The 21538-nt window shown below is 57.7% G+C and carries 16 protein-coding genes; 9 read left to right on the plus strand and 7 right to left on the minus strand.

Annotated elements, in window-relative coordinates; genetic code table 11:
* Window positions 1-18: 18 nt before the first annotated feature.
* From C8N30_RS11085 to C8N30_RS11095, 3 genes are read right to left on the minus strand one after another with little or no spacing between them, the layout of a single operon-like run.
* Window positions 19-1257 (minus strand): glycosyltransferase family 4 protein, encoded by a 1239-nt coding sequence (locus C8N30_RS11085; protein WP_025061043.1) that lies wholly within the window; start codon window positions 1255-1257, stop codon window positions 19-21.
* A gap of 1 nt (window position 1258) precedes the next feature.
* Complete coding sequence (locus C8N30_RS11090; protein ID WP_025061044.1) at window positions 1259-2467, minus strand: glycosyltransferase family protein; 1209 nt, start codon at window positions 2465-2467, stop codon at window positions 1259-1261.
* Window positions 2468-2494: 27 nt separating this feature from the next.
* Window positions 2495-3775 carry a nucleotide sugar dehydrogenase gene (locus C8N30_RS11095; RefSeq protein ID WP_025061045.1) on the minus strand — a complete coding sequence of 427 codons (1281 nt, stop codon included), beginning with the start codon at window positions 3773-3775 and terminating at the stop codon, window positions 2495-2497.
* A 220-nt stretch (window positions 3776-3995) separates the two neighbouring features.
* Between C8N30_RS11095 and C8N30_RS11100 the strand changes: the two genes are divergently transcribed.
* Window positions 3996-6557 carry a mechanosensitive ion channel family protein gene (locus C8N30_RS11100; RefSeq protein ID WP_232222776.1) on the plus strand — a complete coding sequence of 854 codons (2562 nt, stop codon included), beginning with the start codon at window positions 3996-3998 and terminating at the stop codon, window positions 6555-6557.
* 102 nt (window positions 6558-6659) lie between these two features.
* Window positions 6660-7415 (plus strand): MBL fold metallo-hydrolase, encoded by a 756-nt coding sequence (locus tag C8N30_RS11105; protein WP_037967751.1) that lies wholly within the window; start codon window positions 6660-6662, stop codon window positions 7413-7415.
* 108 nt (window positions 7416-7523) lie between these two features.
* Here the strand turns inward: C8N30_RS11105 and C8N30_RS11110 are convergent, their stop codons facing one another.
* The 4 genes from C8N30_RS11110 to C8N30_RS11125 are packed head-to-tail and all read right to left on the minus strand — an operon-like array spanning window position 7524 to window position 13411.
* Window positions 7524-8678, minus strand: a complete 1155-nt coding sequence (locus tag C8N30_RS11110; RefSeq protein ID WP_025061047.1) for an ABC transporter permease — start codon at window positions 8676-8678, stop codon at window positions 7524-7526.
* A complete protein-coding gene (locus C8N30_RS11115; protein ID WP_025061048.1) occupies window positions 8675-9703 on the minus strand; it encodes an ABC transporter permease in 1029 nt (342 codons plus the stop codon). Before C8N30_RS11115 ends, C8N30_RS11110 begins: the two co-directional genes overlap by 4 nt.
* A complete protein-coding gene (locus C8N30_RS11120; RefSeq protein WP_025061049.1) occupies window positions 9700-11652 on the minus strand; it encodes an ABC transporter substrate-binding protein in 1953 nt (650 codons plus the stop codon). Before C8N30_RS11120 ends, C8N30_RS11115 begins: the two co-directional genes overlap by 4 nt.
* Complete coding sequence (locus tag C8N30_RS11125; RefSeq protein ID WP_025061050.1) at window positions 11645-13411, minus strand: ABC transporter ATP-binding protein; 1767 nt, start codon at window positions 13409-13411, stop codon at window positions 11645-11647. Before C8N30_RS11125 ends, C8N30_RS11120 begins: the two co-directional genes overlap by 8 nt.
* Before the next feature lie 188 nt (window positions 13412-13599).
* On the opposite strand from C8N30_RS11125, the gene C8N30_RS11130 reads away from it, so the two are divergent.
* The 7 genes from C8N30_RS11130 (at window position 13600) to C8N30_RS11160 (ending at window position 21516) form a co-directional block, all read left to right on the plus strand.
* Window positions 13600-14091: a class I SAM-dependent methyltransferase gene (locus C8N30_RS11130; protein WP_025061051.1), complete on the plus strand. Its 492-nt coding sequence runs from the start codon at window positions 13600-13602 to the stop codon at window positions 14089-14091.
* Between the two features lie 218 nt (window positions 14092-14309).
* Window positions 14310-16406 (plus strand): 3-hydroxyacyl-CoA dehydrogenase NAD-binding domain-containing protein, encoded by a 2097-nt coding sequence (locus C8N30_RS11135; RefSeq protein ID WP_025061052.1) that lies wholly within the window; start codon window positions 14310-14312, stop codon window positions 16404-16406.
* 41 nt (window positions 16407-16447) lie between these two features.
* Window positions 16448-17647: an acyl-CoA dehydrogenase family protein gene (locus C8N30_RS11140; protein WP_025061053.1), complete on the plus strand. Its 1200-nt coding sequence runs from the start codon at window positions 16448-16450 to the stop codon at window positions 17645-17647.
* A 3-nt stretch (window positions 17648-17650) separates the two neighbouring features.
* Complete coding sequence (locus tag C8N30_RS11145; RefSeq protein ID WP_025061054.1) at window positions 17651-18784, plus strand: acyl-CoA dehydrogenase family protein; 1134 nt, start codon at window positions 17651-17653, stop codon at window positions 18782-18784.
* Window positions 18765-19196 carry a PaaI family thioesterase gene (locus C8N30_RS11150; protein WP_025061055.1) on the plus strand — a complete coding sequence of 144 codons (432 nt, stop codon included), beginning with the start codon at window positions 18765-18767 and terminating at the stop codon, window positions 19194-19196. Before C8N30_RS11145 ends, C8N30_RS11150 begins: the two co-directional genes overlap by 20 nt.
* 15 nt (window positions 19197-19211) lie before the next feature.
* On the plus strand, window positions 19212-19982 hold the full coding sequence (locus C8N30_RS11155) for an oxepin-CoA hydrolase, alternative type (RefSeq protein WP_025061056.1): 771 nt from the start codon (window positions 19212-19214) through the stop codon (window positions 19980-19982).
* A 40-nt stretch (window positions 19983-20022) separates the two neighbouring features.
* On the plus strand, window positions 20023-21516 hold the full coding sequence (locus C8N30_RS11160) for a class I adenylate-forming enzyme family protein (protein WP_025061057.1): 1494 nt from the start codon (window positions 20023-20025) through the stop codon (window positions 21514-21516).
* The last annotated feature ends 22 nt before the right edge of the window (window positions 21517-21538 follow it).

Genomic DNA, 21538 nt, shown 5'->3' on the forward strand with positions numbered 1-21538 from the left:
CGTAAAAGGCCAGCCGCATCAGGCAGGTTTCAAGATGCCGCGCAGGCGTTTTGCCAGATGTGCAATGCCGGGCGCCATGGTAAATTCAGCGTGCAGGCGACTGTGCGCTGCCTTTGCCAGACGCGGCCCCAAGGCGGGATCGCCTGCGACCTGCTGCATCGCATCCGCAAATGCGCGGGGCGTATCTTCGGCCAGCAGGCCATGCGTACCGGTGGTGATAAATTCTGGTATGGCGGAAACGGGCGTGGACAGGATCGGCAAAAGCTGACTCGCTGCTTCCATCAGAACATTGGGCAAGCCGTCACGGTCCCCGTCTGCGGCGATTCGCGAGGGCAACACGAACAGATCCGCCTCGCGCATGGCAGCGATAACATCGGGTTGATCGCAGGCACCGCGCCATGTGATCCGGTCTGCCACGCCAGCCGCCTGCGCGCGGCCGCGCATCACACTGTCCAACTCCCCACCGCCGATGTGGGTCCAGTGCCAAGCCAGCCAATCGGGCAGCAGCGCAAGCGCGTCGATCAGCGTATCGAAACCCTTCTTCTCGACCAACCGTCCCACAGACATCATCCGCAAGGGCGCATCAGTGCTGCGCGGGATACGCTCCGGCGCTGGCGGAAAGCGCGCTAGGTCAAGTCCGTGATAAACCAGATCAACGCGGGTGGGTGTGTCGGCCATTGCCTGTAAATGCTCGGCCCCGAAACGCGTACAGGTTGCCCCGAACGCCGCACCGAATGTCGCTCCATCCAGCTTTTCTTTCAGCTCCCAATCGGGCGAGGTCCAGATGTCCTTTGCATGGGCAGAGAAAGACCACGGCACCCCGCGCAGAATGGCTGCATAGCGCGCCACGGAAGATGGGGTATGCAGGAAATGGGCGTAAAGTGCCTCGAGTGTGTCTCTTGCCTCATATGCCAGAACGCAGGCCTGCCCCCAACGACGGCGGCGATTGGCAGTATCATCGCGCGCCAGATCGCGTGCGTAAATCTCGGCGGCGGCATCGAAACCAGGCAGGTCGGTAACAGCGCCCATAGCTGTATGAACGCGGCGCGGCTCTTCGTGCAGATATTCGGGGAGGTAGCGCACCCGCGCTTGCAGGCGGTCATGTAAGGGGTGGGTTTTAGTGTCGGTGGGATGGCGCAGCGACCATAAATCGAACCGCAGTCCGGCCTCCTCCAGCGCCACCAGTTCTTGGGCAATGAATGTTTCGGACAATCGTGGCCACCCTTTTACGACGATGGCAAGAGGGGGAGTGGTCATATCATTCATCCTTTTGCGCCATGAGAGCGCGGCCCCGTGCCACCACAACATCCAGACCGTCAAGCAGGCCATCGGCGCCTGCGGCCGACGGTTTTTGTTGGGTTGGTAGATCGCGGATTGCTTTTATCATCGCGGCCACGGTCATTCCATCGCGGCCATCATCAAGCATTCGCACAAGGCCCAGCTCTTCGGCGCGGCTGGCGCGTATCCATTGCTCCAGACGGGGCACGGTGCGCGGCACGATTACGGCGCGTTGGTCAAAGCTCAGAACTTCGCAGAAAGTGTTATAGCCACCCATACATACAACGCCCTGCGCCTGTGCGAACAGCGCCTCGATCCGGCTGTCAAATCCTGTCGCCGTGACACGCCCGCCTAATGCGGCCACCCGCGCGTCCATCGCATCGCGAACGTCCCCCGACAAAAACGGACCGTAAACCAACATCGCATGCGGTCCCAGATCGGGGTCGGCCTCATAGGCATCCAATACCAGTGACACCATCGCAGCTCCGTCACCGCCACCGCCCGGCGTAATCAGGATATAAGGCTCATTGGGTACGTCCGAGCTGTCGGTCAGGGTGCGGCGCAGATAACCGGTGTAATGCATGCGGGCCCGGGTGGCGTCGCTAAATGGCAGGCCCTTTGTCGGGTCATAAATATCCTCGACGCCGTAAACCCAGAATTCGTCATAATAGGCCTCGGCGGCTTTTACGGCCCCTTTGCGCTCCCATTCGGTTGCAAGGACTTCGGGTTCGTCCAGAACATCGCGCAGGCCCAGCACGACGCGGCATTCGCCCTTTGACTGGAGCCATTCCAGCGTCGGCAGCAGCTCCCCGCGAAAGCCTGTAGGCTCCTTGTCGACGATTAGCAGGTCGGGGCGGTATTGCTCGACCGCCGACTGGATCAGGCCGGCACGCAGATTGGTTGTCGCATCAATGTTGAGCCCAAGCGTCGAGCTGACATAGGAACCATCGGGCAGTTTCGTTACACCTGGTAGGCGAATATGATCAACACGTTCGGGAAACGTAAACCGCCCTGCCACCGGAGAGCCGGTGAGAATGATCGCAGAAGCGTCTGGGTCGCCGGCCGTGAGGGCGGTGGCCAACGCGCGGCTGCGGCGCAAATGGCCCAACCCGAAGGTATCGTGACTATAGAGCATGACACGGCGCGAAGGGGCGCGGGCGTTAAGTTTGGCAATGGCCTCTTGCGACATAGATATTCTTTCCGATCGTCAGCAGGCTCAAAGCCTCAGGTCACTGCCTGATTTGCCGAATATTCCCTTGATGTCATACAGCACTGCACCGTCCTTGCCAAAGGTGCGGATCGCCTCTGATCCGAGCGCTACAAACTCCGCATGGCTCACCGCGACGATGATCGCATCATAGGCGCCTGGTTGCGGATCCTCGACAGCCGTTACGCCATGCTCGGACCGTAAACGTTCCGCCCCGACCCACGGATCATAGACTTCCGCACTCACGGCATAATCGCCAAGTTCAGCCACAATATCGGCCACACGGGTGTTGCGGGTATCTGCGCAATTTTCTTTGAAGGTATAGCCCATCACCAGCACGCGCGCGCCGCGTACACCGATGTTCTTTTTCAGCATCGCCTTGATCAGGGTTTGCGCCACGTGACTGCCCATGGCGTCATTGATGCGCCTTCCCGCAAGGATCACTTCTGGGTGATAGCCCAACTGCTCGGCGCGGTAGGTGAGGTAATAAGGATCGACCCCGATGCAGTGCCCGCCCACAAGGCCCGGCTTGAACGGCAGGAAGTTCCATTTTGTCCCCGCCGCTTCCAGCACCTCGAGGGTATCGAGGCCAAGACGGGCAAAGATTAGCGAAAATTCGTTGACCAGCGCGATGTTGAGATCCCGCTGTGTGTTCTCGATCACCTTTGCTGCCTCTGCTGTCGCAATTGAGGAAGCGCGGTGCAGACCCGCCTTGACCACGGGGGCATATATCGCCTCAACGCGGTCCAGTGTTTCGGCGTCCTGCGCCGCGATGATCTTGATGACGTTTTCCATTGAGTGTTCGGCATCGCCTGGGTTCACCCGTTCCGGAGAATAGGCCAGCTTGATCTGTGTTCCCGCCAGCAACCCGCTGCCTGCGGCCAGTGCGGGGCCGCAGATCTCCTCGGTGACGCCGGGGTAGACTGTGCTCTCGAGGATCACGAGTGCACCCGCCCTCAGATGCGGTGCGATGCTGGCGCAGGCGCCAAGGACCGGCCCCAGATCGGGTGCTTTTGCATCGGTGATTGGCGTGGGGACTGCAATGATAAACGCCGTGCGTTCCGCCAGATCATCAGCATCATGCGAGAACCTTGCCGTGGTCGCGGCTACTTTTTCATCTGAAATCTCGCCGTTCGGGTCATGCCCTGCGCAAAGTGCTTCGATCATTGGGGGATGAATATCATAGCCCAAAACGTCGAAACCGGCACGCGCCAGCGCCAGAGTCAGCGGCAGTCCCACATAGCCAAGACCCAAAACGGCAATCCGGTCGGTGCTGGTGGTTGTCGGCATGGTCATATTCCTCGGGCTGCTGAAAAATCGCTGATGTGCTCAACCCTTATGCCGCTATGGCACAAAAGGCTGGCCTTTGTAAAACATCATCAGAAAAATGGGCTTGGCAATCTCTCGTTCGAAGTGGGCAATACACGCGCAATTGCAATGGCACAGCCAAAAGCCTAGCGTAACGACTGTGTGAGGCTCTGTGAACGGGCAGCTGCACAAAGGGGAATTTATGAACGTTTACCGGATGCCAGCCACCTGCCTTAAAATTCTGGCATTGCTTTTGGCGTTGATATTTTCGCCGCTCGGGGGCGCGCAGGCGCAAGGGATCGCGTCATTATTTGCCGATAATGCACCACCTGCCACGGCATTACCCGCCAGCGAAACCCTTGCGCAGACGTTGCGCGATGCGGCGCGCGACGGCTTGGGAATTGTTGTAATCGATACGGAAGGGCGGGTTTTGTCCCAAGGCGCAGGTACGCCAGCAGTCGATCCCAACGCCCCGCCGACAGCAGCAGATTATTCGCGGTTGATGAAAGTGCAAGAGAACGCGGACCGCGCGCGCGACGCTCTTCTTGACCGACTCGGAAGTCTACCTGATGCCCTGATCGAAGTGCTTTATGTCCTGCGTGCGGCCTCACCCGATGGCACACTGATGCTGTTCGCCAAAATTCTCGGGCTGAGCCTGCTGTTGTTTGCCATCGGGGTGGTGGTTGAACGGGAGGTGTTTGGAAAGCGCTTTGCCAAGCGGTTTGTCGTGAGCCGCGTGATGGAAAATCCGAAGGGCTATGCCGAGAAGATGCCGTTTCTGGTGTTCCGGTTTTTCATTGGCGTTTGTGGTATACTCGTCTCTATGGCTGTCGCCTATGTGATTGGCGTGCTGTTCTTCCCTCCGCTGACCGACAGCGCTGTGCAATTCACAGTCACGCTGATCAATATTGCCTATTTCTGTTGCCGCGTCGCGGCAGGCCTTTGGCGGATGATCCTTTCTCCGTTTTTGAGCCAGTACCGGATTCCATTCTTCTCTGATCGAGATGCAAAGCGACTACACAGATGGCTCTGGCTGGTCGCGGGCTTTGATATCTGCGCGATCCTGTTTGGCATCTGGATCGGAGAACTTGGCCTGAATTATGACATTTACGCGCTGGTGGCTGCGATGCTGTCGGCTGTACTCGTTCTGCTCAACATCGTACTCGTGGCCGTTAACGGCCGTGCCATTTCCAACGCGCTGCGCAGGGGCAAGGAACCTGCCGAAGTCGGTATGTTGCTGCGTATGCTGAGCAAAATATGGGCGCCCGCTGTGGTGGCCTATGTTCTGTTTGCGTGGTTCGAGCTGACCTACGATCTGGTGCTCGAGAACCCCAGCTCGATCCCGCTGATTGCCGGTGCCTATGGCATACTGATCTCGATTATTGTGGTCTACGGGGTGGTTAACTACCTGATAGAGCGTGGATTTGCCCGCGCCCGTGTTTTGCGGCTGCTGCGGCACAAACAGATAGAGCATGAGGCAGCGGAGCAGGCGCGGTTGGAGCGCGAGGCCCATGCGCGCCAGATGCTGCGCGAAGACGGGCCAGATCCCGACCCCGATACAGCGCTGGAAGGCGGTAGCCCCGCAGGTCCGCTGGCCGCCCGCATCGAAGCGGCGTCAGCTGTGTCGCCAACGCGCTCTGATCTGACCGAAGCTGACCGCGCATTACTGTCAGATGCTGCGTATGACGGTGCCCGTCCCGTGCGCGTACTCGACAGCTTTGAGGCGCTGGCACGGCGCGTGGCGGGTATCCTCGCTTTTGTCGCTGGTGCTTACGCTTTCTTTTATATCTGGGACAACAATGGTGCGCGGATGGTCGAATCCCTGCTGGACCGGCTGTTGGATATCATGGTCATCATCTTCCTTGGATATGTCGTCTATCACGCATTCCGCATCTGGATTGACACAAAGATCGCAGAGGAGTCAGGCGAGGAGGTCGCGGCAGAACCCGGTGACGAGGGCGGCGCGTCTTCGGCGTCGCGGTTGGCGACCCTCCTGCCGCTGTTTCGCAATTTCACGCTGATCGTGGTGGTGGTGACGATTATTCTGATCGTGCTGATGGAGATAGGCATAAATGTGGGTCCGCTATTTGCCGGTGCGGGTATTGTCGGCGTCGCAGTTGGGTTTGGCTCTCAGGCGCTGGTGCGCGATATCTTTGCCGGCGCATTCTTCCTGTTCGATGATGCGTTCCGCAAAGGCGAGTATCTGGACGTGGGTGGGGTCAAAGGCACGGTCGAGAAAATCTCGGTTCGCTCGTTCCAGTTGCGCCACCATCTGGGTGCACTTCACACGATACCGTTTGGCGAATTGCAGGTGATGACAAACTATTCCCGCGACTGGGTCATCATGAAGCTGCCTTTGCGCGTGACCTACGACACCGACGTCGAGAAAGTGCGGAAGCTGATTAAACAGCTCGGGAACGAGTTGTTGGAGGATCCGGTGATCGGGCAGAATTTTATCGCCCCCCTGAAGTCCCAGGGCGTGATAGAGATGCAGGACAGCGCGATGATTATTCGCGTGAAATTCATGACCAAACCCGGCGATCAATGGCTGGTCCGCAAGCGGGTTTATGAAGATATACGTGCCTTGTTCGAGCGCGAAAGCATTAAATTCGCCCACCGCGAAGTCACGGTACGTCTGGCCGATGGCAAGGTGGAGGACATGACGGAAGCGCAAAAGCGCGATGTGGCCGCCGCCGCCCATGCTGCGCTTGAGGAGGAGGGGCAAACCGAGGAGCCGGGTGAGGCAAGCGGGGATGACCGCTAATCCTTGATAAGGTCCATATTCGGGCTAATTTGTCGCACGAGTGCTAATAGTTCAATGGAGAACAAAGTGACAGAATTCAAGATTACCTCCCGCCGCTAATTTATGTTGACTACAGCAGCTGCTGCCGGTGCTGTGACCATCCTGCCGTTCGCCGCACGCGCCGCCGGGCACGGCAACGATACATTCGACACGCCAGCAGGCCCGATTTCGATCGTGCCGGTTTCTCATGCGTCTTTTGTCGCTCAGACACCGCTGGGCGTGATTTATGTCGATCCAGTGGGCGGTGCCGATAAATACGGCAGCTTTCCCCCTGCGGATCTGATATTGATCACGCATGAGCATGGCGACCACTATGATCAGCCAACCCTTGACGGCATCGTGGTAGAGTCGACACAAATCATCGCAAACCCTGCCGTATTCGCGATGCTGCCCGAAGCTATGCGCGCGCAGTCGACCGAAGTAGAAAATGGCGGAATGGCGACATTCAAAGATTTGTGTATCGAAGCGATCCCGGCATATAACATCAGTGAAGAGCGGCTGAACTTTCACCCGCAGGGACGTGACAATGGCTATGTGCTGAACTTTGAAGGGTTCCGGATGTATGTATCCGGCGACACAGAGGACACACCCGAAATGCGCGGCCTGACGAACATCGATCTGGCATTTGTGTGTATGAACCTGCCGTTCACGATGGATGCTCGTGCTGCCGCCTCAGCGGTAGCCGAATTCAAGCCGACTTATGTCTATCCGTATCATTACCGTGGCCGTGACAATGGCACACAGGATCCAGAAGCTTTTGCCAAAATGGTAGGCACGGATACAGAGGTGAAAATGGGTGGCTGGTACGACGAGGCCTGACTTCCAAGGGCCGCTTGTCCGTCGGATAAATGCAAAAGGCTCTCGGTCATTGAATGGTTTTTTGAGAAATAAGAAGGGGCGCTGCCGTAAGGTGGCACCTCTTTTTCGTTAACTGGTGTATGGATCCAGTGAAGCGCGCAAGCCATCGCCCAAGAAGTTGAAGGCAAGCACAACCACAATGATGGGTAGCATAGGGATCGCTGTCCACGGATAGATTTCGATGCTTGCGAGGTTTTGTGCATCGTTGAGCATGACACCCCAGCTTACCGCAGGTGCCCGCAAACCGAGACCGAGGAAGCTCAGCGCCGTTTCGCCAAGGATCATCGCAGGGATCGAGAGTGTAGCGCTCGCGATCAGATGGCTCATAAAGTTGGGAAGCAGGTGGCGGCGGATCACGCGGGACGGTTTCGCACCCATCATTTCTGCTGCGCGAACATACTCTTCTTCCCGTAGGCTCAGAAACTTGGCGCGGACTGCGCGTGCGAGGCCGGGCCAGTCGAGGATGCCGAGGATAATGGAAATGATGAAAAACACCGCTACAGGCCCCCAATTGGAGGGCACGGCAGCAGAGAGCGCCAGCCACAGTGGTAATTCGGGCAGTGACCGTAAAATTTCGATGGCGCGGTTGATCGTCCAGTCGGTTTTACCACCAAAATAACCCGCCATTGCACCAAAAAAGATGCCGAGGATGAAGCTTACTGTGATGCCTATGATGCCGACAGTGAGGGACAGTTGCGCGCCATAAAGGATGCGGCTGAAAACATCGCGTCCGAGTCGGTCGGAGCCCCAGAGGAACACGGTCGCCCCTTTAGGGGCACAGAATAAATGCGTATCAGACGCAATAAGACCAGCTATTTTATAGTCTGCACCTTCACAAAAAAAATGCAGCTTCATGGGCGTGGTTGTGTCGATGTCATAGCGCCAGCGGTAATTTTCGAGATCTGCTATGGCCGTGGTCGCAAAGACATGCGGACCGATAAACCGACCTTCGTGCCACAGGTTAATTTCTTGCGGCGGATGATAGAGGTAATCTGCGCTCCGCTCATTGGCGGTATAGGGTGCGACAAACCCCGCCACTGGCAGAATGAGGTAGCAAATCAACAAAAACAGCCCTGAGACCAGTCCAAGTTTATGGCGGCGGAATTTACGCCAGATCAGGACATAGCTGGGCGCGTCGAATTCTGCCCGTTCGGGCGCCGAGAGGTCAGCGCCGTCAACCCATGGCTCGGTGTCGACAAAGCGGTTGTCAGGCTGAATGCTCATTCGCGGCGCCCGCCCATCCGGATGCGTGGGTCAAGCAGCATGAGAAGCACATCCGATACCATCGTTCCGATCAATGTGAGCAGTGCCACGAACATCAATACAAAAGCAGCCAGAAATTGGTCCTGCGATTTGAGAGCCGTGAGTAGGGCGGGGCCGATGGTTTGGAGACCTAATACCACAGAGACGAGTACCGAGCCCGAAATCATTGCGGGTAGCAGGTTCCCGATGTCGGCCACAAAGGGATTGAACGCCATGCGCAGTGGGTATTTCCGAAGCATCGACGAGGGCTTCATGCCCTTGGCGATGGCTGTCTCGACGTAGGGCTTGCTCAGCTCGTCGAGCATATTCGCGCGCAGGCGTTGCATCATCGCGGCTGCACCCGAAGTTCCAATTACAAAGGTCGGTACGATGAGGTGAACAAGAATGGATTTTGTCTTTTCCCATGACATAGGCTCACCCTCGAAAACGGGGTTCATTAGTCCGCCTATCGGCAGGTCGAAATACTTGTGACCATAGTAAAACAGGATCAGTGCCAGCAGAAAATTAGGCGTAGCAAGGCCAAGATAACCGATAAACCCTGCGGAGTAATCCACCCAGGTCTCTGATTTTGCAGCGGCAAGTACGCCAAGCGGAAGCGCCACGACATAGACAAACAAAACGGCGGCGAGATTAACCAACACTGTTAACCAAAGAGCGTCACCGACGATTTCGGAAACGGGGCGGTCAAATTCGAACGACCAGCCAAAGTTACCTTGAATGAGGCCAAAGAACCCCTGAGGACCTGGCATGAAACCAGCCCAAATCATGTATTGCTCCCAGAGGGGGCGATCGAGGGCATATTCTGTCCTCAAGAACTCCGCCTTTGCGACCCCTTCGGCCTGACCTGTGGCGCGTAGTTCGGCGATCTGATTGCTGAGGAAATCGCCCGGCGGCAAATTGATGATGACAAAAACAAGGATTGAAACTACCCACAGTGTGAGCAGCATCGTAATAAACCGACTGATGGCGTAGCGCAGGATAATCATTGGCTAACCTGCTGGAACGCGTCTTCGAAATAGAATTCGTCGATGCGGTGTATGCCGAAATGGCCGCCGGGGTCGTAGGCCCAGATGCCTTTTTCGGGCACGTTGCGCAGGCGGCGCGATACAACAACCGGCTGCGGTGCGCCTGAAAGGACGCCGATGGCAAACTGTTGCTGGGCGTGAATGTCGAGCATTTCGTCCCAAATCGCCGTGCGTTTGGCTAGATCACTGGTCATGTCCCACTCGTATTGGAGATCCAGCAGGCGCTTAGGTGCCTCCATATCGGGCGCCTCGCCTGCTTGGCCTTTGGTTTGGTAATATTGACCCCATTTGGGCCATGCAAAAAATTCCTGCTGCGTCGGGGCGAGGTAGCTAGGCGAAGTACTGGCGCTGGGCAGGCCGTTGTCCCAACCGTACCAGACCGCTGCCATACCCGTTCCCGCATAGATCCGGTTGCGCAGGATGTCACGATCAAGCGGGCGCATAATCAGACGAATGCCCAGATCGCGCCATGTGTCGGTAATAATCGTGAGGGCATTTTCTTCTTCCTGCCGCTCGCCCGCGGTTTCGATGACAAATTCCATCGGGCGGCCATCCGGCAATTTACGGATCCCGTTCGGCATCCGCTCCGTCAGTCCCATCTCGTCGAGCAGGCGGTTGCCATGTGCGATATCCATATGCGACCATGCATTCAAATCGTCGGGATCAAACAGCGGGCTTTGTGAAAGTGCGGTCATGCCGCCCTCGTCGGCAATCCCGAAATAAAGTGCGCGATTGATCATGCGCCGATCAATTCCGAGGCTGAGCGCGCGACGGAAGCGCACGTCACGCATCACTTCGCGCCAGACAGGATCGCGGAAGTTAAGGTTGGGATAAATCGCGATCTGGCTTGCTGCGCCATTGGCCCAAAGCAATGTCCGGTAGTTCCCGCCTTCCAGCTCGCCCTTTTTCAGAATTGCCACATCGCGGAAATCAAGGCCGCGTGCCTGAAGATCGACCTCGCCCGCGTTGGCCTTGGCTGCGACCAGACCACCGCCAACAACGGTCATCTCGACCACATCGATATAAGGCAGCTGCGTTCCTTTGGTGTCAACGCGGTGGAAATACGGATTGCGGACAAACAGATTGCGCGACGTCGGCCGCCCCGATGCATTCATCCATGGCTGCAATGTCGGTTCGTCAGGATTGTCGAATTTGTACATATTATCGCGCTTGTTGTGCAGCGCGGGCCAGCTTTTTACACGCGCGGCCTGAATTTCCTGAATAAGGGTGTTGGGATCGGCATAATCACCGTGGTATTGTTTGAGGTAATGGGAGGGGCGATAGATGAATGGTGGGCTAGCCTGTGCCAGCAGTGGTAAAAAACTGGAATTGGGAATTTCCCATTCGAACACGACCGTATGCGCATCGGGGAAGGTCACTGTCCCCATTTTTCCGTCAATGCTCATCCATTCCGGCGGACCGGACGGGGTAATCAGCGCGTTGTTTGCCACATCATTCCACCAGTACGCAAAATCGGCAGAGGTGAACGGCGCCCCGTCAGACCAGCGATGCCCTTTGCGCAGATGCAGGGTATAGCGACGGTCATCCAGGACATCGACGGCACGTAACAGATCGGGTTGGAGCGAGTAGTCGGGCGCATAGCCCACAAGCCGCGCATAGCCGTAAACGACCATCTGGCGGATGTCCTTGCTGCGCGAGACAAGCGTGCGCAATGTCCCGCCCTGAACGCCACTTGTGCGCCCTTTGGCTTCTAGATCAACGATTAACGGCTCTTGTGGAATACGCAATGCGGCGGGAGGCAGGATGCCGTCTCGGACCTCGGTCGCCCAAAAGCTGCTTTCGCTCACAGCGGTAGCCTGAGCAGGGGCTACCTGGACAAGCTCGTTCTGGGCCAGTACGGGCAGGGTCAGCAGCGTAAGTGCGGCGGCAAGATAGATGATTTTATGCATGGCACCGCACCATATGTCCGGGTTCCACTTCGCGCAAGGCCGGGGTGTTTTGCCCCTCGAACCGGAACAGTTCGTCCCAACTCTCGGAGCTTCCAGCGCCTTTGGCGACAAGGTCAAGGTCGATAGGGCGCGTGATATCGGGCTCAGGCTGGGCGGCGATCAATGCCTGCGTATAGGGATGCTGCGGGTTGTAGAAGAGCGTGTCGGGAGAGGCTTGCTCGACGATCACGCCGTCGCGCATAACCGCGACCTCGTCTGCGATCCTCGCAACCACTGCCAGATCGTGACTGATGAAAAGATAGCTAAGGCCCGCGCGGTCGCGTATCTCTTCAAGCAGGCCGAGGATCTGGTCCTGCACTGAAACATCCAATGCCGAAGTAGGCTCGTCGCAGACCAGCAATTGCGGGTCGAGCGTGAGAGCGCGGGCGATCGACAAGCGCTGGCGCTGGCCACCAGAAAACGCATGAGGAAAGCGCGGCAGCATATCAGGGCTCAGCCCGACCATACGAATCATCTCTTCCGCTTTATCGCGCCGCTCCGCTTTGGTGCCGATGCCGTGAATTTCTGCCGGTTCGGTGAGTGCCTCCTGCACCCGCATGCGCGGGGACAAAGAAGAGTACGGATCCTGGAATACCATCTGTGCATCCCGCTGAAAGCTCCGGAGTTGTGCGGGCGTCAGGTTGTGCACGTCCACAGGCAAATCTCCGCTGCGCGCCGAAAACAACACCTGACCACCCGCATCTGGCGTAATCGCGCCCAAAGCAACGCGGGCGCAAGTGGTCTTTCCCGAGCCGCTCTCTCCTACCACCGCGAGCGTTTTACCACGAGGAAGCTGCAAGTTCACATCACGACAGGCGGTGATGACAGTAGGTGCGCGCCATCCACCCGATCGCAGCGTGAAACTTTTTGTGACGTTGCGGATCTCAAGGATAATGTCCGTCTTGGCCAATGGCCTTGAAGGGGCTGCAACGGCAGGTATGACAGGCGCTGCGGCAAACAGCTTTTTGGTATAACCATGTGAAGGTGCGCCCAGAACGGCACGGGCGCTACCGGCCTCCATCACACGGCCTTTGTTCATCACCACGACCTGATCGGCCATATTTGCCACTACGCCCAGATCATGGGTCACAAGGATTACGGCCATGCCCGTCTCGCGTTGCAAATCCTTGATCAGGCCCAAAACCTGCGCTTGGGTGGTTACGTCCAATGCGGTTGTAGGCTCGTCCGCGATAAGAAGATCGGGCTTGGATATCATTGCCATGGCGATCATGGCGCGCTGTCGCATACCGCCCGACATCTCGAACGGATAGCTCGCCCATGCCCGTGCCGGATCGGCAAAACCTACCCGTTCGAACTGGGCCAGAACCTGTTTTTTGGCATCTGACCCGCTGATCCTTTGGTGCAGATGCAGTACCTCCGCCACCTGATTGCCCAAGCGGTGCAAGGGCGAAAGAGAGCGCATCGGCTCTTGAAAAATCATCGAAATACGATCGCCGCGCAGACTGCGCATCTGTTTGGCGGGCGCTGTCAGGAGGTCACAAACAGTACCCGCATGGTCATATTTGATTTCGCCGCCGCGTAATTGGGCATTTGCTGGCAAGATGCGCAGAACGGAGCGACATGTCAGGGTTTTTCCCGATCCACTCTCTCCCACAATCGCAAGCGTCTCACCGCTATCGACAGAGAAGCTCACATCCTGCACAACGGGTGGCGCCTTTCCGAAACCGATGTTCAGTGATTTGACGTCCAGCAGCGGCATGTTGGTCCCTTGATTTCCCACGAATACGTGAACACGGATGTCTCCAACGCGGAGTGAACCGCATATTGCCTGAGAGGTCCAGCACTGTTACCGCGGTGCCATAGGTCGGCGATGCCGACACAGCAGTGGTGCCCCGGTTGGCTCAATAGGCTGGAGGATTACGCAATATAGTAATAAGGAGTTTTCACATGACCCGACTTGACCTTTTTATCGGCCGCATGGTGTCCCAGCGGGCGTGTATCGACCGGGCGATCGCCCTGACACAGGGTATGACCGAGCCGGTGTTCGAGCTTGGTTTGGGCAATGGGCGCACTTTCGACCATATTCGTGCGAATGTGCACGACCGTCCTTTATATGTGTTCGAGCGGACGGTTGCCTCCCACCCCTCCAGCACACCCAGCGATGAACAGCTCGTTCTGGGCGACATTTTCGAGACGCTGCCAGCGCTGTTGGAACGTACCGGCAAAAAAGCGAGCTTTATTCACGCCGATCTCGGCGGTCATAATCCAGCCAAAAACGATGAGTTCGCCCGCACGATCTCTCCGTTGATTGAAGGGGCGCTGGCGCCGGGCGGTATAATGGTTGCCAGCGACGCTATGTATTTCGATGGCCTGACAGAACTACCTTTGCCTGAAGGCGCCTTTGTCGACCGCGCCTTTATTTACCAAAAACCTGCCTGAGCAGGCTGTCACGGGACATCATCGCGCTTGCCGCGTTCTCCCGTGACACACGCACTGTGCCGCCACGTCTTTTGCGGGCCGCCGCGCCACGCGCATCTGCGGTCTTTACCTGTGCGATGAATCCTGTTGATCTATACCCCAGATCCGAAATGTTCTGCCTCGCACGTCTTGAACGGTGCGAAAGGCACGACGCCCGAGAAAAAAGAAAGAACCTGCCCATGTCCGATGTCATTTCCTATAGCACCAGCGGCCCGGTCGCGATCCTGCGCATTCAGAACCCGCCAGTAAATGCCTTGTCTCAAGCGGTGCGGCAGGGGCTGTCAGAGGCGATGGACCGCGCCGAGGCAGATGTTGAAATTAAAGCTGTCCTGATCGTGGGGGAGGGGCGGGCATTCATCGCCGGCGCAGATATCACCGAATTCGGCAAGCCGCCGATGGAGCCTAACCTGCCCGATCTTTGTACACGGATCGAGGCATCGCCGCTGGTGGTGATCGCCTCGATGCATGGAGTGACTTTGGGTGGCGGACTCGAAGTGGCGCTTGGTGCGCACTACCGTATCGCCCAGCCTACCGCACGGGTGGGCCTGCCGGAGGTGCATCTGGGCCTGTTACCGGGTGCCGGCGGTACCCAACGTTTGCCGCGTCTGACGGGCGCAGAAAAGGCGATCGAGGCTGTAACATCCGGCCGCCAGATCAAGGCGGACGAGGCGCGCGAAATGGGCATCATCGACAAGATTGAAGAGGGCGATCCGCAGGAGGTTGGCGTTGCCTATGCTATGGACCTGATCAGCAGCGGCGCACCACGTCGTGCAATATCGGAGATGGCAGCGCCGTCATCAATCGACTGGGACGCGACATATGATGGCGTGATGAAAAAGGGCCGTGGCCAGATCAGCGGTGGCGCAGGCGTGCGGGCCGTACAGGCGGCTTCCGAGTTGTCATTCGCTGACGGCATGGCGGCAGAGCGTAAGCTGTTTACTGAAATGCTGGCCAGTGACCAGAGCAAGGGGATGATCCACGCCTTCTTTAACGAACGTGCCGTGAGCAACCTGCCCGAGCTTAAGGGCGTAGCACCGCGTGCGCTGCAATCTATAGGCGTGATTGGGGGCGGTACGATGGGCGCGGGCATCGCCACGGCGGCCCTGCTGGCACAGATGGAAGTTGTGCTGATCGAGACAGGCGAGGCGCAGGCGGCTGCGGCGCGTGGACGGATCGAGGGCAGCCTTTCCGGTGCACTAAAGCGCGGCAAGATCAGCCAGTCGCAACATGACGCGCTCGTGACCTCCGCCCTGACAGTTGCGGTAAACTATGACAGCCTCAGTACTGTGGATCTGGTGATCGAGGCCGTGTTCGAGGATATGGCCGTCAAGAAAGAAGTATTCGGCAAGCTGGATGCCGTCTGCAAACCCGGCGCGATCCTTGCTTCCAACACCTCCTATCTGGATGTGGATGAAATCGCTGCCGCGACTTCGCGCCCTGCGGATGTGATCGGCCTGCACTTCTTCTCGCCCGCGCATATCATGAAGCTGCTGGAAGTTGTCGTTGCCGACAAGACCGCCATTGACGTGGTCGCGACAGGCTTCGAACTGGGCAAGCGTTTGGGCAAAATTTCGGTGCGGGCGGGGGTCTGTGATGGCTTCATCGGCAACCGTATTCTGGCCCACTACAGGACAGCTGCCGATCACATGGTTCTGGATGGCGCATCGCCTTACCAGATCGACCGCGCATTGACCGACTTCGGCTTTGCCATGGGGCCATTTGCAGTTGCGGATCTGGCCGGCCTCGACATCGGCTGGATGACCCGCAAGCGCAAGGCCGCAGGCCGCCATCCCGACGAGCGTGTACCGACCTATATCGACAAGCTATGCGAGGAGGGGCATTTTGGCCGCAAGACTGGCGAAGGCTACTACCTATATGAAGCAGGATCGCATGCCTCTGTTCCGAATCCTAAAATTCCTGTGCTGATCGCCGACGAACAGGCAGCATTAGAAATTACGCCACGTGATTTCAGCGATGAAGAGATTGTCACGCGCTACATGTGTGCGATGGTGAACGAAGCTGCGAAAGTAGTGGAGGAGGGCATCGCCCGCCGCCCTGCCGACGTTGATATGGTGCTGTTGTTCGGTTATGGATTTCCGCGCTTTAGGGGGGGGCCGCTTAAATGGGCCGATCTGCAAGGGCTGGATAAAGTGTTGGCCAACATCGAGCGCTTTGCACAGGAAGATGCGTGGTTCTGGAAACCGAGTGCCTTGTTGGAACAGCTAGTGACCAGCGGTCGCAGCTTTGATGATTTGAACCGCGCTCAGGCTAAGTAACGCTTGAACGCAACCGATATGTAGATGGAGAGGAACGTAAAATGGACCTGAGCTATTCCCCAGAAGAAGAAGCATTCCGCGATGAAGTTCGTGCATTTTTAGCCGAGAAAGTCACGCAGGATATGAAGGATAAGGTGCGCGGCAAAGCCGAGCTGACCAAAGCCGACATGGAAAACTGGCATGCGATCCTGAACTCGAAAGGCTGGCTCGCACCGAACTGGCCCAAGAAATTCGGCGGTGCCGAATGGAACGCTGTACAAAAACACATTTTCGAGGAAGAGGCCGCAGCTGTCTCAGCTCCGCGTATCGTGCCGTTCGGCCTCGGGATGCTGGCACCTGTTTTGCAGAAATTTGGATCGCAGGAACAGAATGATTACTGGTTGCCGCGCATCCTGTCCGGTGAGGACTGGTGGTGTCAGGGCTACTCCGAGCCGGGTGCGGGGTCAGACCTCGCATCGCTCAAGACATCTGCCGTCAAGAACGAGGCGGGCACCCATTACATTGTGAACGGCCAGAAGACATGGACCACACTAGGTCAGCATGCCAACATGATTTTCTGTCTGGTGCGCACCGACAAGGACGTGAAGCAGCAAGAGGGCATTTCCTTCCTGCTCATCGACATGGACACGCCGGGCATCGAAGTGCGCCCGATCATTCTGCTGGATGGGACGCCCGAAGTTAACGAAGTGTGGTTCACAGATGTCGAAGTGCCTGTTGAAAACCTTGTCGGCAAAGAGAACGAAGGCTGGACCTACGCCAAATACCTGCTGACTCATGAGCGGACGAACATCGCGGGTGTTGGGTTTAGCCAAGCTGGTCTTGCTTCCGTGAAGCGTCTGGCACGGGCAGAGATGGCAGGTGGTAAACCTCTCCTCGAAAACCCGCATTTTGCTGCACGTGTGGCTAAGGTCGAGATTGATCTGATGGCGATGTCGACCACCAATCTGCGCATTGTCTCGAAGGCAGCGGCAGGTCAGGCACCAGGGGTTGAATCCTCGATGCTCAAGGTAAAAGGCACGATCATCCGTCAGGAAATTAACGATCTGGCGCGCCGTGCGGCAGGTGCCTATGCGATGCCTTTCGCTTCCGAAGCGGTTGAGGGAAGCAATGCGGCACTGCCCGATCCTCTGGATGCAGGCCCTGTTGCGGCCAAGTATTTCAACAACCGCAAACTGTCGATCTTCGGGGGATCAAACGAGATCCAGCGCGGGATCATCGCAAAAGTAACGATGGGGGGCTAAGCCATGAATTTCGAGCTGACCGAAGAGCGGCAAATGCTGCAAGATACGCTACGCCGCTTTTTACGCGATCGTTATGATACGGCGACGCGCAACAAGATCCTGAATTCCGACACTGGAATGTCCTCGGAGATATGGTCGGAGCTGGCGGATTTGGGCGTAATTGGCGCGCTGTTCACCGAAGAGCAGGGCGGTTTTGGCGGCAAGGGCTTTGACATCGCCGTGGTGTTCGAGGAACTGGGCCGCGCAGGCGTGGTCGAGCCGTTTTTGGATACGGCCGTCCTTGCAGGCGGTCTGATCGCTGATCTGGGCAATGAAGACCAGCAGGCGCATATCGAAACGATCATTGAGGGCAAGCTGCAACTTGCCTTTGCTCACGGTGAACCCGCAAGCCGCTATGATCTGACCCGCGTGAGTACAACAGCTAGCGAGAAGGGCGACGAGATCATTCTCAATGGCCGTAAAGCTGTGGTTGTGAACGCCGAAGCTGCCGATGTGCTGGTCGTTTCAGCACGCGAAAGCGGCGAGCAGGGCGATGCTGACGGCATCTCGCTCTTTCTGGTGCCCAGGGATGCAAAGGGTCTGACCATTCAGGGCTACGCCCTTCTAGCCGGTGGTCGCGCTGCCGAAGTAACGTTGGACGACGTTGTAGTACCTGCTTCTGCACGACTGGGCGCTGCAGGCGACGCATCGAGTGCTATCGAGGCACGGATCGCTGCGGCAAATGTTGCCCAAACCGCCGAGACACTCGGAGCGATGGACACGGCATGCAGATTGACCAAGGACTATCTGCTGACGCGCAAACAGTTCGGTCGCCCTATCGCAACATTTCAGGCGCTTGCACACCGCATGTCCGATCTTCTGATCGAGATGGAACAGGCCCGTTCTGCCGTCATCTTGATCGCAGGGCATCTCGAGGCGGACCGCGGCACACGCGAACGTCACGTATCGGCGACCAAGAACCTGATTGGCCGCGTGGGCCGTCTGGTCGGTGAGGAAAGCATCCAGCTGCATGGCGGTATCGCCATGACGCAGGAGTACGAGCTGGCCCATATCGCCAAACGTATCGTTATGGCCGATCACCGCTTTGGCGACGTAGACCATCATCTGGAGCGGTTTATTGCCCTTGCCGCAGCCTGAAGAAGAAGCCGGTTTCATCCATGGTGAGACCGGCACGCAGCGCCTTGTCGGGTATGTGGTCGATGTGCGCGACCCCGCGCACGGGCGCTGTTATCTTGACGTAACAGATGATCACCTGAACCGGCACGGCGCGTTGCACGGCGGCATCGCGGTCACACTACTGGATAACGCCAGCGGCAGCACGGGGTCACTGACTGTGGACCCGACAGGAAAAGCACCTTTTCTAACCGTCTCGATGAATACACAATTCATCGGAACAGGAAAACGGGGCCGGATGACAGCCACGGGCACAGTGACAGGCGGCGGACGCAGCCTGTTGTTTATTACGGCTGAATTGCGCCATGAGGACGGTACATTGGTCGCCACCTCGACGGGCGTTTTCAAGCGCGTCCCCCAAGACAAACTCAAATAGCGGAGTGATGATGACATGAGCGCACGGTTGGAAGACGCAGGCGACCGCCTGATCATCTGGAACGGCAACACTGAAAAACGCGGCGCGCTTTCGCCGGAGCTTTACGCATGTATCATGCAGGCCTGCGAAATGGCTTCAGAGCGGCGTATCCGCTCGATTATCCTTACCGCCGAAGGGCCGTTCTTCTGTGCGGGGGGGGATCTCAATCAGTTGATTAAAAGTCAGGGCATGCCTGCAGAGCAACGCACAGCGCGCATCGACGGCCTGCATGATGTGATCCGCGCCATGCGCGCCTGTCCTGTGCCGTTTATCGCAGCGGTTGAGGGCGGCGCAGCGGGTGCGGGCCTCAGCTTTGCACTTGCTTGTGATATTATCGTGGCGGCCAAGGGTGCGAAATTTGTGGCAGCTTACGTGAAGGCGGGTCTGGTACCGGACGGAGGCCTTACCGCGCATTTGGCGCGTGCGTTGCCACGTCAACTGTCCATGGAGATGTGCCTCCTGGCGCAGCCGGTTCTGGCTGAGCGGATGCATGATCTGGCCGTTGTAAATATACTCACAGAGGTGGGTGGCACGATGGAGGTGGCACGCGATTACGCTGACCGCTTTGCCGCAGGTCCCCGCGATGCACAGGCTGCTATCCGCAAAATGGTAGCGGCAGCTTATGACACCTCAGAGGCAGCACAGCTGGATCATGAGCGCGATGCGATGGGCCATGCCACAGGCGCGCCTGAGGCCGCCGAGGGTATTGCGGCGTTCTTGGAAAAGCGTAAACCGAACTACAGTTAAAACTAAGGCTCATTGCAGGGCTGATTTGGGAGGATACAGCATGGCACGGGTAGAAGATTTTTTGAGAGACCGGGTCGCTGCGGCGCCGGACAGCCCCGCGCTGAGCGATTCTAGCGGGGCTCACTGGAGCTATTCCGCGCTTGACCGTGCCAGCGACGATTTGGCGTCCGAGTTACAGGCAGCGGGAGTTCAAGCCAATGACCGCGTCTTGCTGCTGGTAGAGAACTGTGCCGCAGCTGTGGCCGCTTTACATGCCGCATGGAAAACTGGCGCTGTAATCATTCCGTTCAATGCACGCCAGACAGAGGGTGAAGTAGACAAGGTGCTTGCCCATGCAACCCCTGCTGTTGTTCTGATGACGGCGCATGTTTCTCCCGATGCCGCAGCGCACGGGGCGCGGATGGGCGCAAAAGAGATCACTGGTGCTTTCGGCACTTTGTTGTTGGCCAAACGCGCCACCGATCCTGACCCGGACCTTCATGATGTGGCAGTGCTTTTGTATACCACCGGCACAACCGGCGATCCCAAAGGCGTCATGTTGACCCATAGCGGGGTGCGTTTCGGCGGAAAAGCGTCAAGTGGTCTGCGCAAAATGGTACCCGAAGACGTAGTTTATGGCGTGCTGCCGATGAGCCATGTGTTCGGATTGATTTCCGTTCTAACGGGTGCCTGCTTCACCGGAGCGCACGTGAAGATCGATGCCAGATTTTCGGCGCAAAAGCTCTACGAGGCGGCAATGGGTGGCGTGACGATCATTCCCGCAGTGCCGCAGATGCACGCGATGGTCATGCAATATACAAAGGAGCAGGGGATGGAGCGGCTTGGTGCCCCTGCGCTACGCTATGTCTCGTCGGGTGGTGCGCCACTTGATCCTGCGTGGAAGCGCAAGGCCGAGGCATTCTACGAGCTGCCATTGCAAAACGGGTTCGGCATGACCGAAACCTCTTCCGGTGCGTCTGCGACCGATAATCCTATCGGATCCTCCGATATTTCCGTGGGTCCGGTCACGCCAGGGACCGAGGCGATGATTGATGCCAATGCGCCCGGCGGTAACGGGGTAGACGAGGGCGAGGTGCTGGTGCGCGGTCCCCATCTGATGAAGGGGTACTACCGCAATGCGGCGGCGACGGCGCAGGCGCTCACTCCGGACGGATGGTTGCGTACAGGTGACCTCGGCAAGATCGACGAGAACAGCAGATTGCATATTCTGGGCCGCTCCAAAGAGTTGATCATTCATGGGGGGTTCAATGTCTATCCCCCCGAAGTCGAGGCCGCGCTCAACGATCACCCTCAGGTTATACAATGCGCAGTTGTCGGGCGGACCAAGGACGGCGACGAAGAAGTACTTGCTTTCGTACAGGTCTCTGACACGGACAGGCCACAAGTCGAGGAACTGCGTGCTTTTGTCAAAGAGCGTCTGGCCGGATACAAGCGGCCCAAGCATATTATCCTTGCAAGCGCACTGCCTGCGGCGCCCACGGGTAAACTGCTCAAGCACAAGATGATAGAAATGCTGGGCGGCGATCTGCCTTAGGGCAAATCGCCCTTTGGGGCAC

The sequence above is a fragment of the Sulfitobacter guttiformis genome (assembly GCF_003610455.1).
Classification (GTDB): Bacteria; Pseudomonadota; Alphaproteobacteria; order Rhodobacterales; family Rhodobacteraceae; genus Sulfitobacter; species Sulfitobacter guttiformis.

What these genes read in the sequence shown, in the direction of transcription:
- C8N30_RS11130 (WP_025061051.1), top strand. Translation starts at nt 13,600, where the DNA reads ATGACCCGACTTGACCTTTTTATCGGCCGCATGGTGTCCCAGCGGGCG.
- C8N30_RS11090 (WP_025061044.1), bottom strand. Translation starts at nt 2,467, where the DNA reads ATGTCGCAAGAGGCCATTGCCAAACTTAACGCCCGCGCCCCTTCGCGC.
- C8N30_RS11100 (WP_232222776.1), top strand. Translation starts at nt 3,996, where the DNA reads ATGAACGTTTACCGGATGCCAGCCACCTGCCTTAAAATTCTGGCATTG.
- C8N30_RS11110 (WP_025061047.1), bottom strand. Translation starts at nt 8,678, where the DNA reads ATGAGCATTCAGCCTGACAACCGCTTTGTCGACACCGAGCCATGGGTT.
- C8N30_RS11145 (WP_025061054.1), top strand. Translation starts at nt 17,651, where the DNA reads ATGAATTTCGAGCTGACCGAAGAGCGGCAAATGCTGCAAGATACGCTA.
- C8N30_RS11155 (WP_025061056.1), top strand. Translation starts at nt 19,212, where the DNA reads ATGAGCGCACGGTTGGAAGACGCAGGCGACCGCCTGATCATCTGGAAC.
- C8N30_RS11085 (WP_025061043.1), bottom strand. Translation starts at nt 1,257, where the DNA reads ATGACCACTCCCCCTCTTGCCATCGTCGTAAAAGGGTGGCCACGATTG.
- C8N30_RS11120 (WP_025061049.1), bottom strand. Translation starts at nt 11,652, where the DNA reads ATGCATAAAATCATCTATCTTGCCGCCGCACTTACGCTGCTGACCCTG.
- C8N30_RS11095 (WP_025061045.1), bottom strand. Translation starts at nt 3,775, where the DNA reads ATGCCGACAACCACCAGCACCGACCGGATTGCCGTTTTGGGTCTTGGC.
- C8N30_RS11140 (WP_025061053.1), top strand. Translation starts at nt 16,448, where the DNA reads ATGGACCTGAGCTATTCCCCAGAAGAAGAAGCATTCCGCGATGAAGTT.
- C8N30_RS11105 (WP_037967751.1), top strand. Translation starts at nt 6,660, where the DNA reads ATGTTGACTACAGCAGCTGCTGCCGGTGCTGTGACCATCCTGCCGTTC.
- C8N30_RS11115 (WP_025061048.1), bottom strand. Translation starts at nt 9,703, where the DNA reads ATGATTATCCTGCGCTACGCCATCAGTCGGTTTATTACGATGCTGCTC.
- C8N30_RS11160 (WP_025061057.1), top strand. Translation starts at nt 20,023, where the DNA reads ATGGCACGGGTAGAAGATTTTTTGAGAGACCGGGTCGCTGCGGCGCCG.
- C8N30_RS11125 (WP_025061050.1), bottom strand. Translation starts at nt 13,411, where the DNA reads ATGCCGCTGCTGGACGTCAAATCACTGAACATCGGTTTCGGAAAGGCG.
- C8N30_RS11135 (WP_025061052.1), top strand. Translation starts at nt 14,310, where the DNA reads ATGTCCGATGTCATTTCCTATAGCACCAGCGGCCCGGTCGCGATCCTG.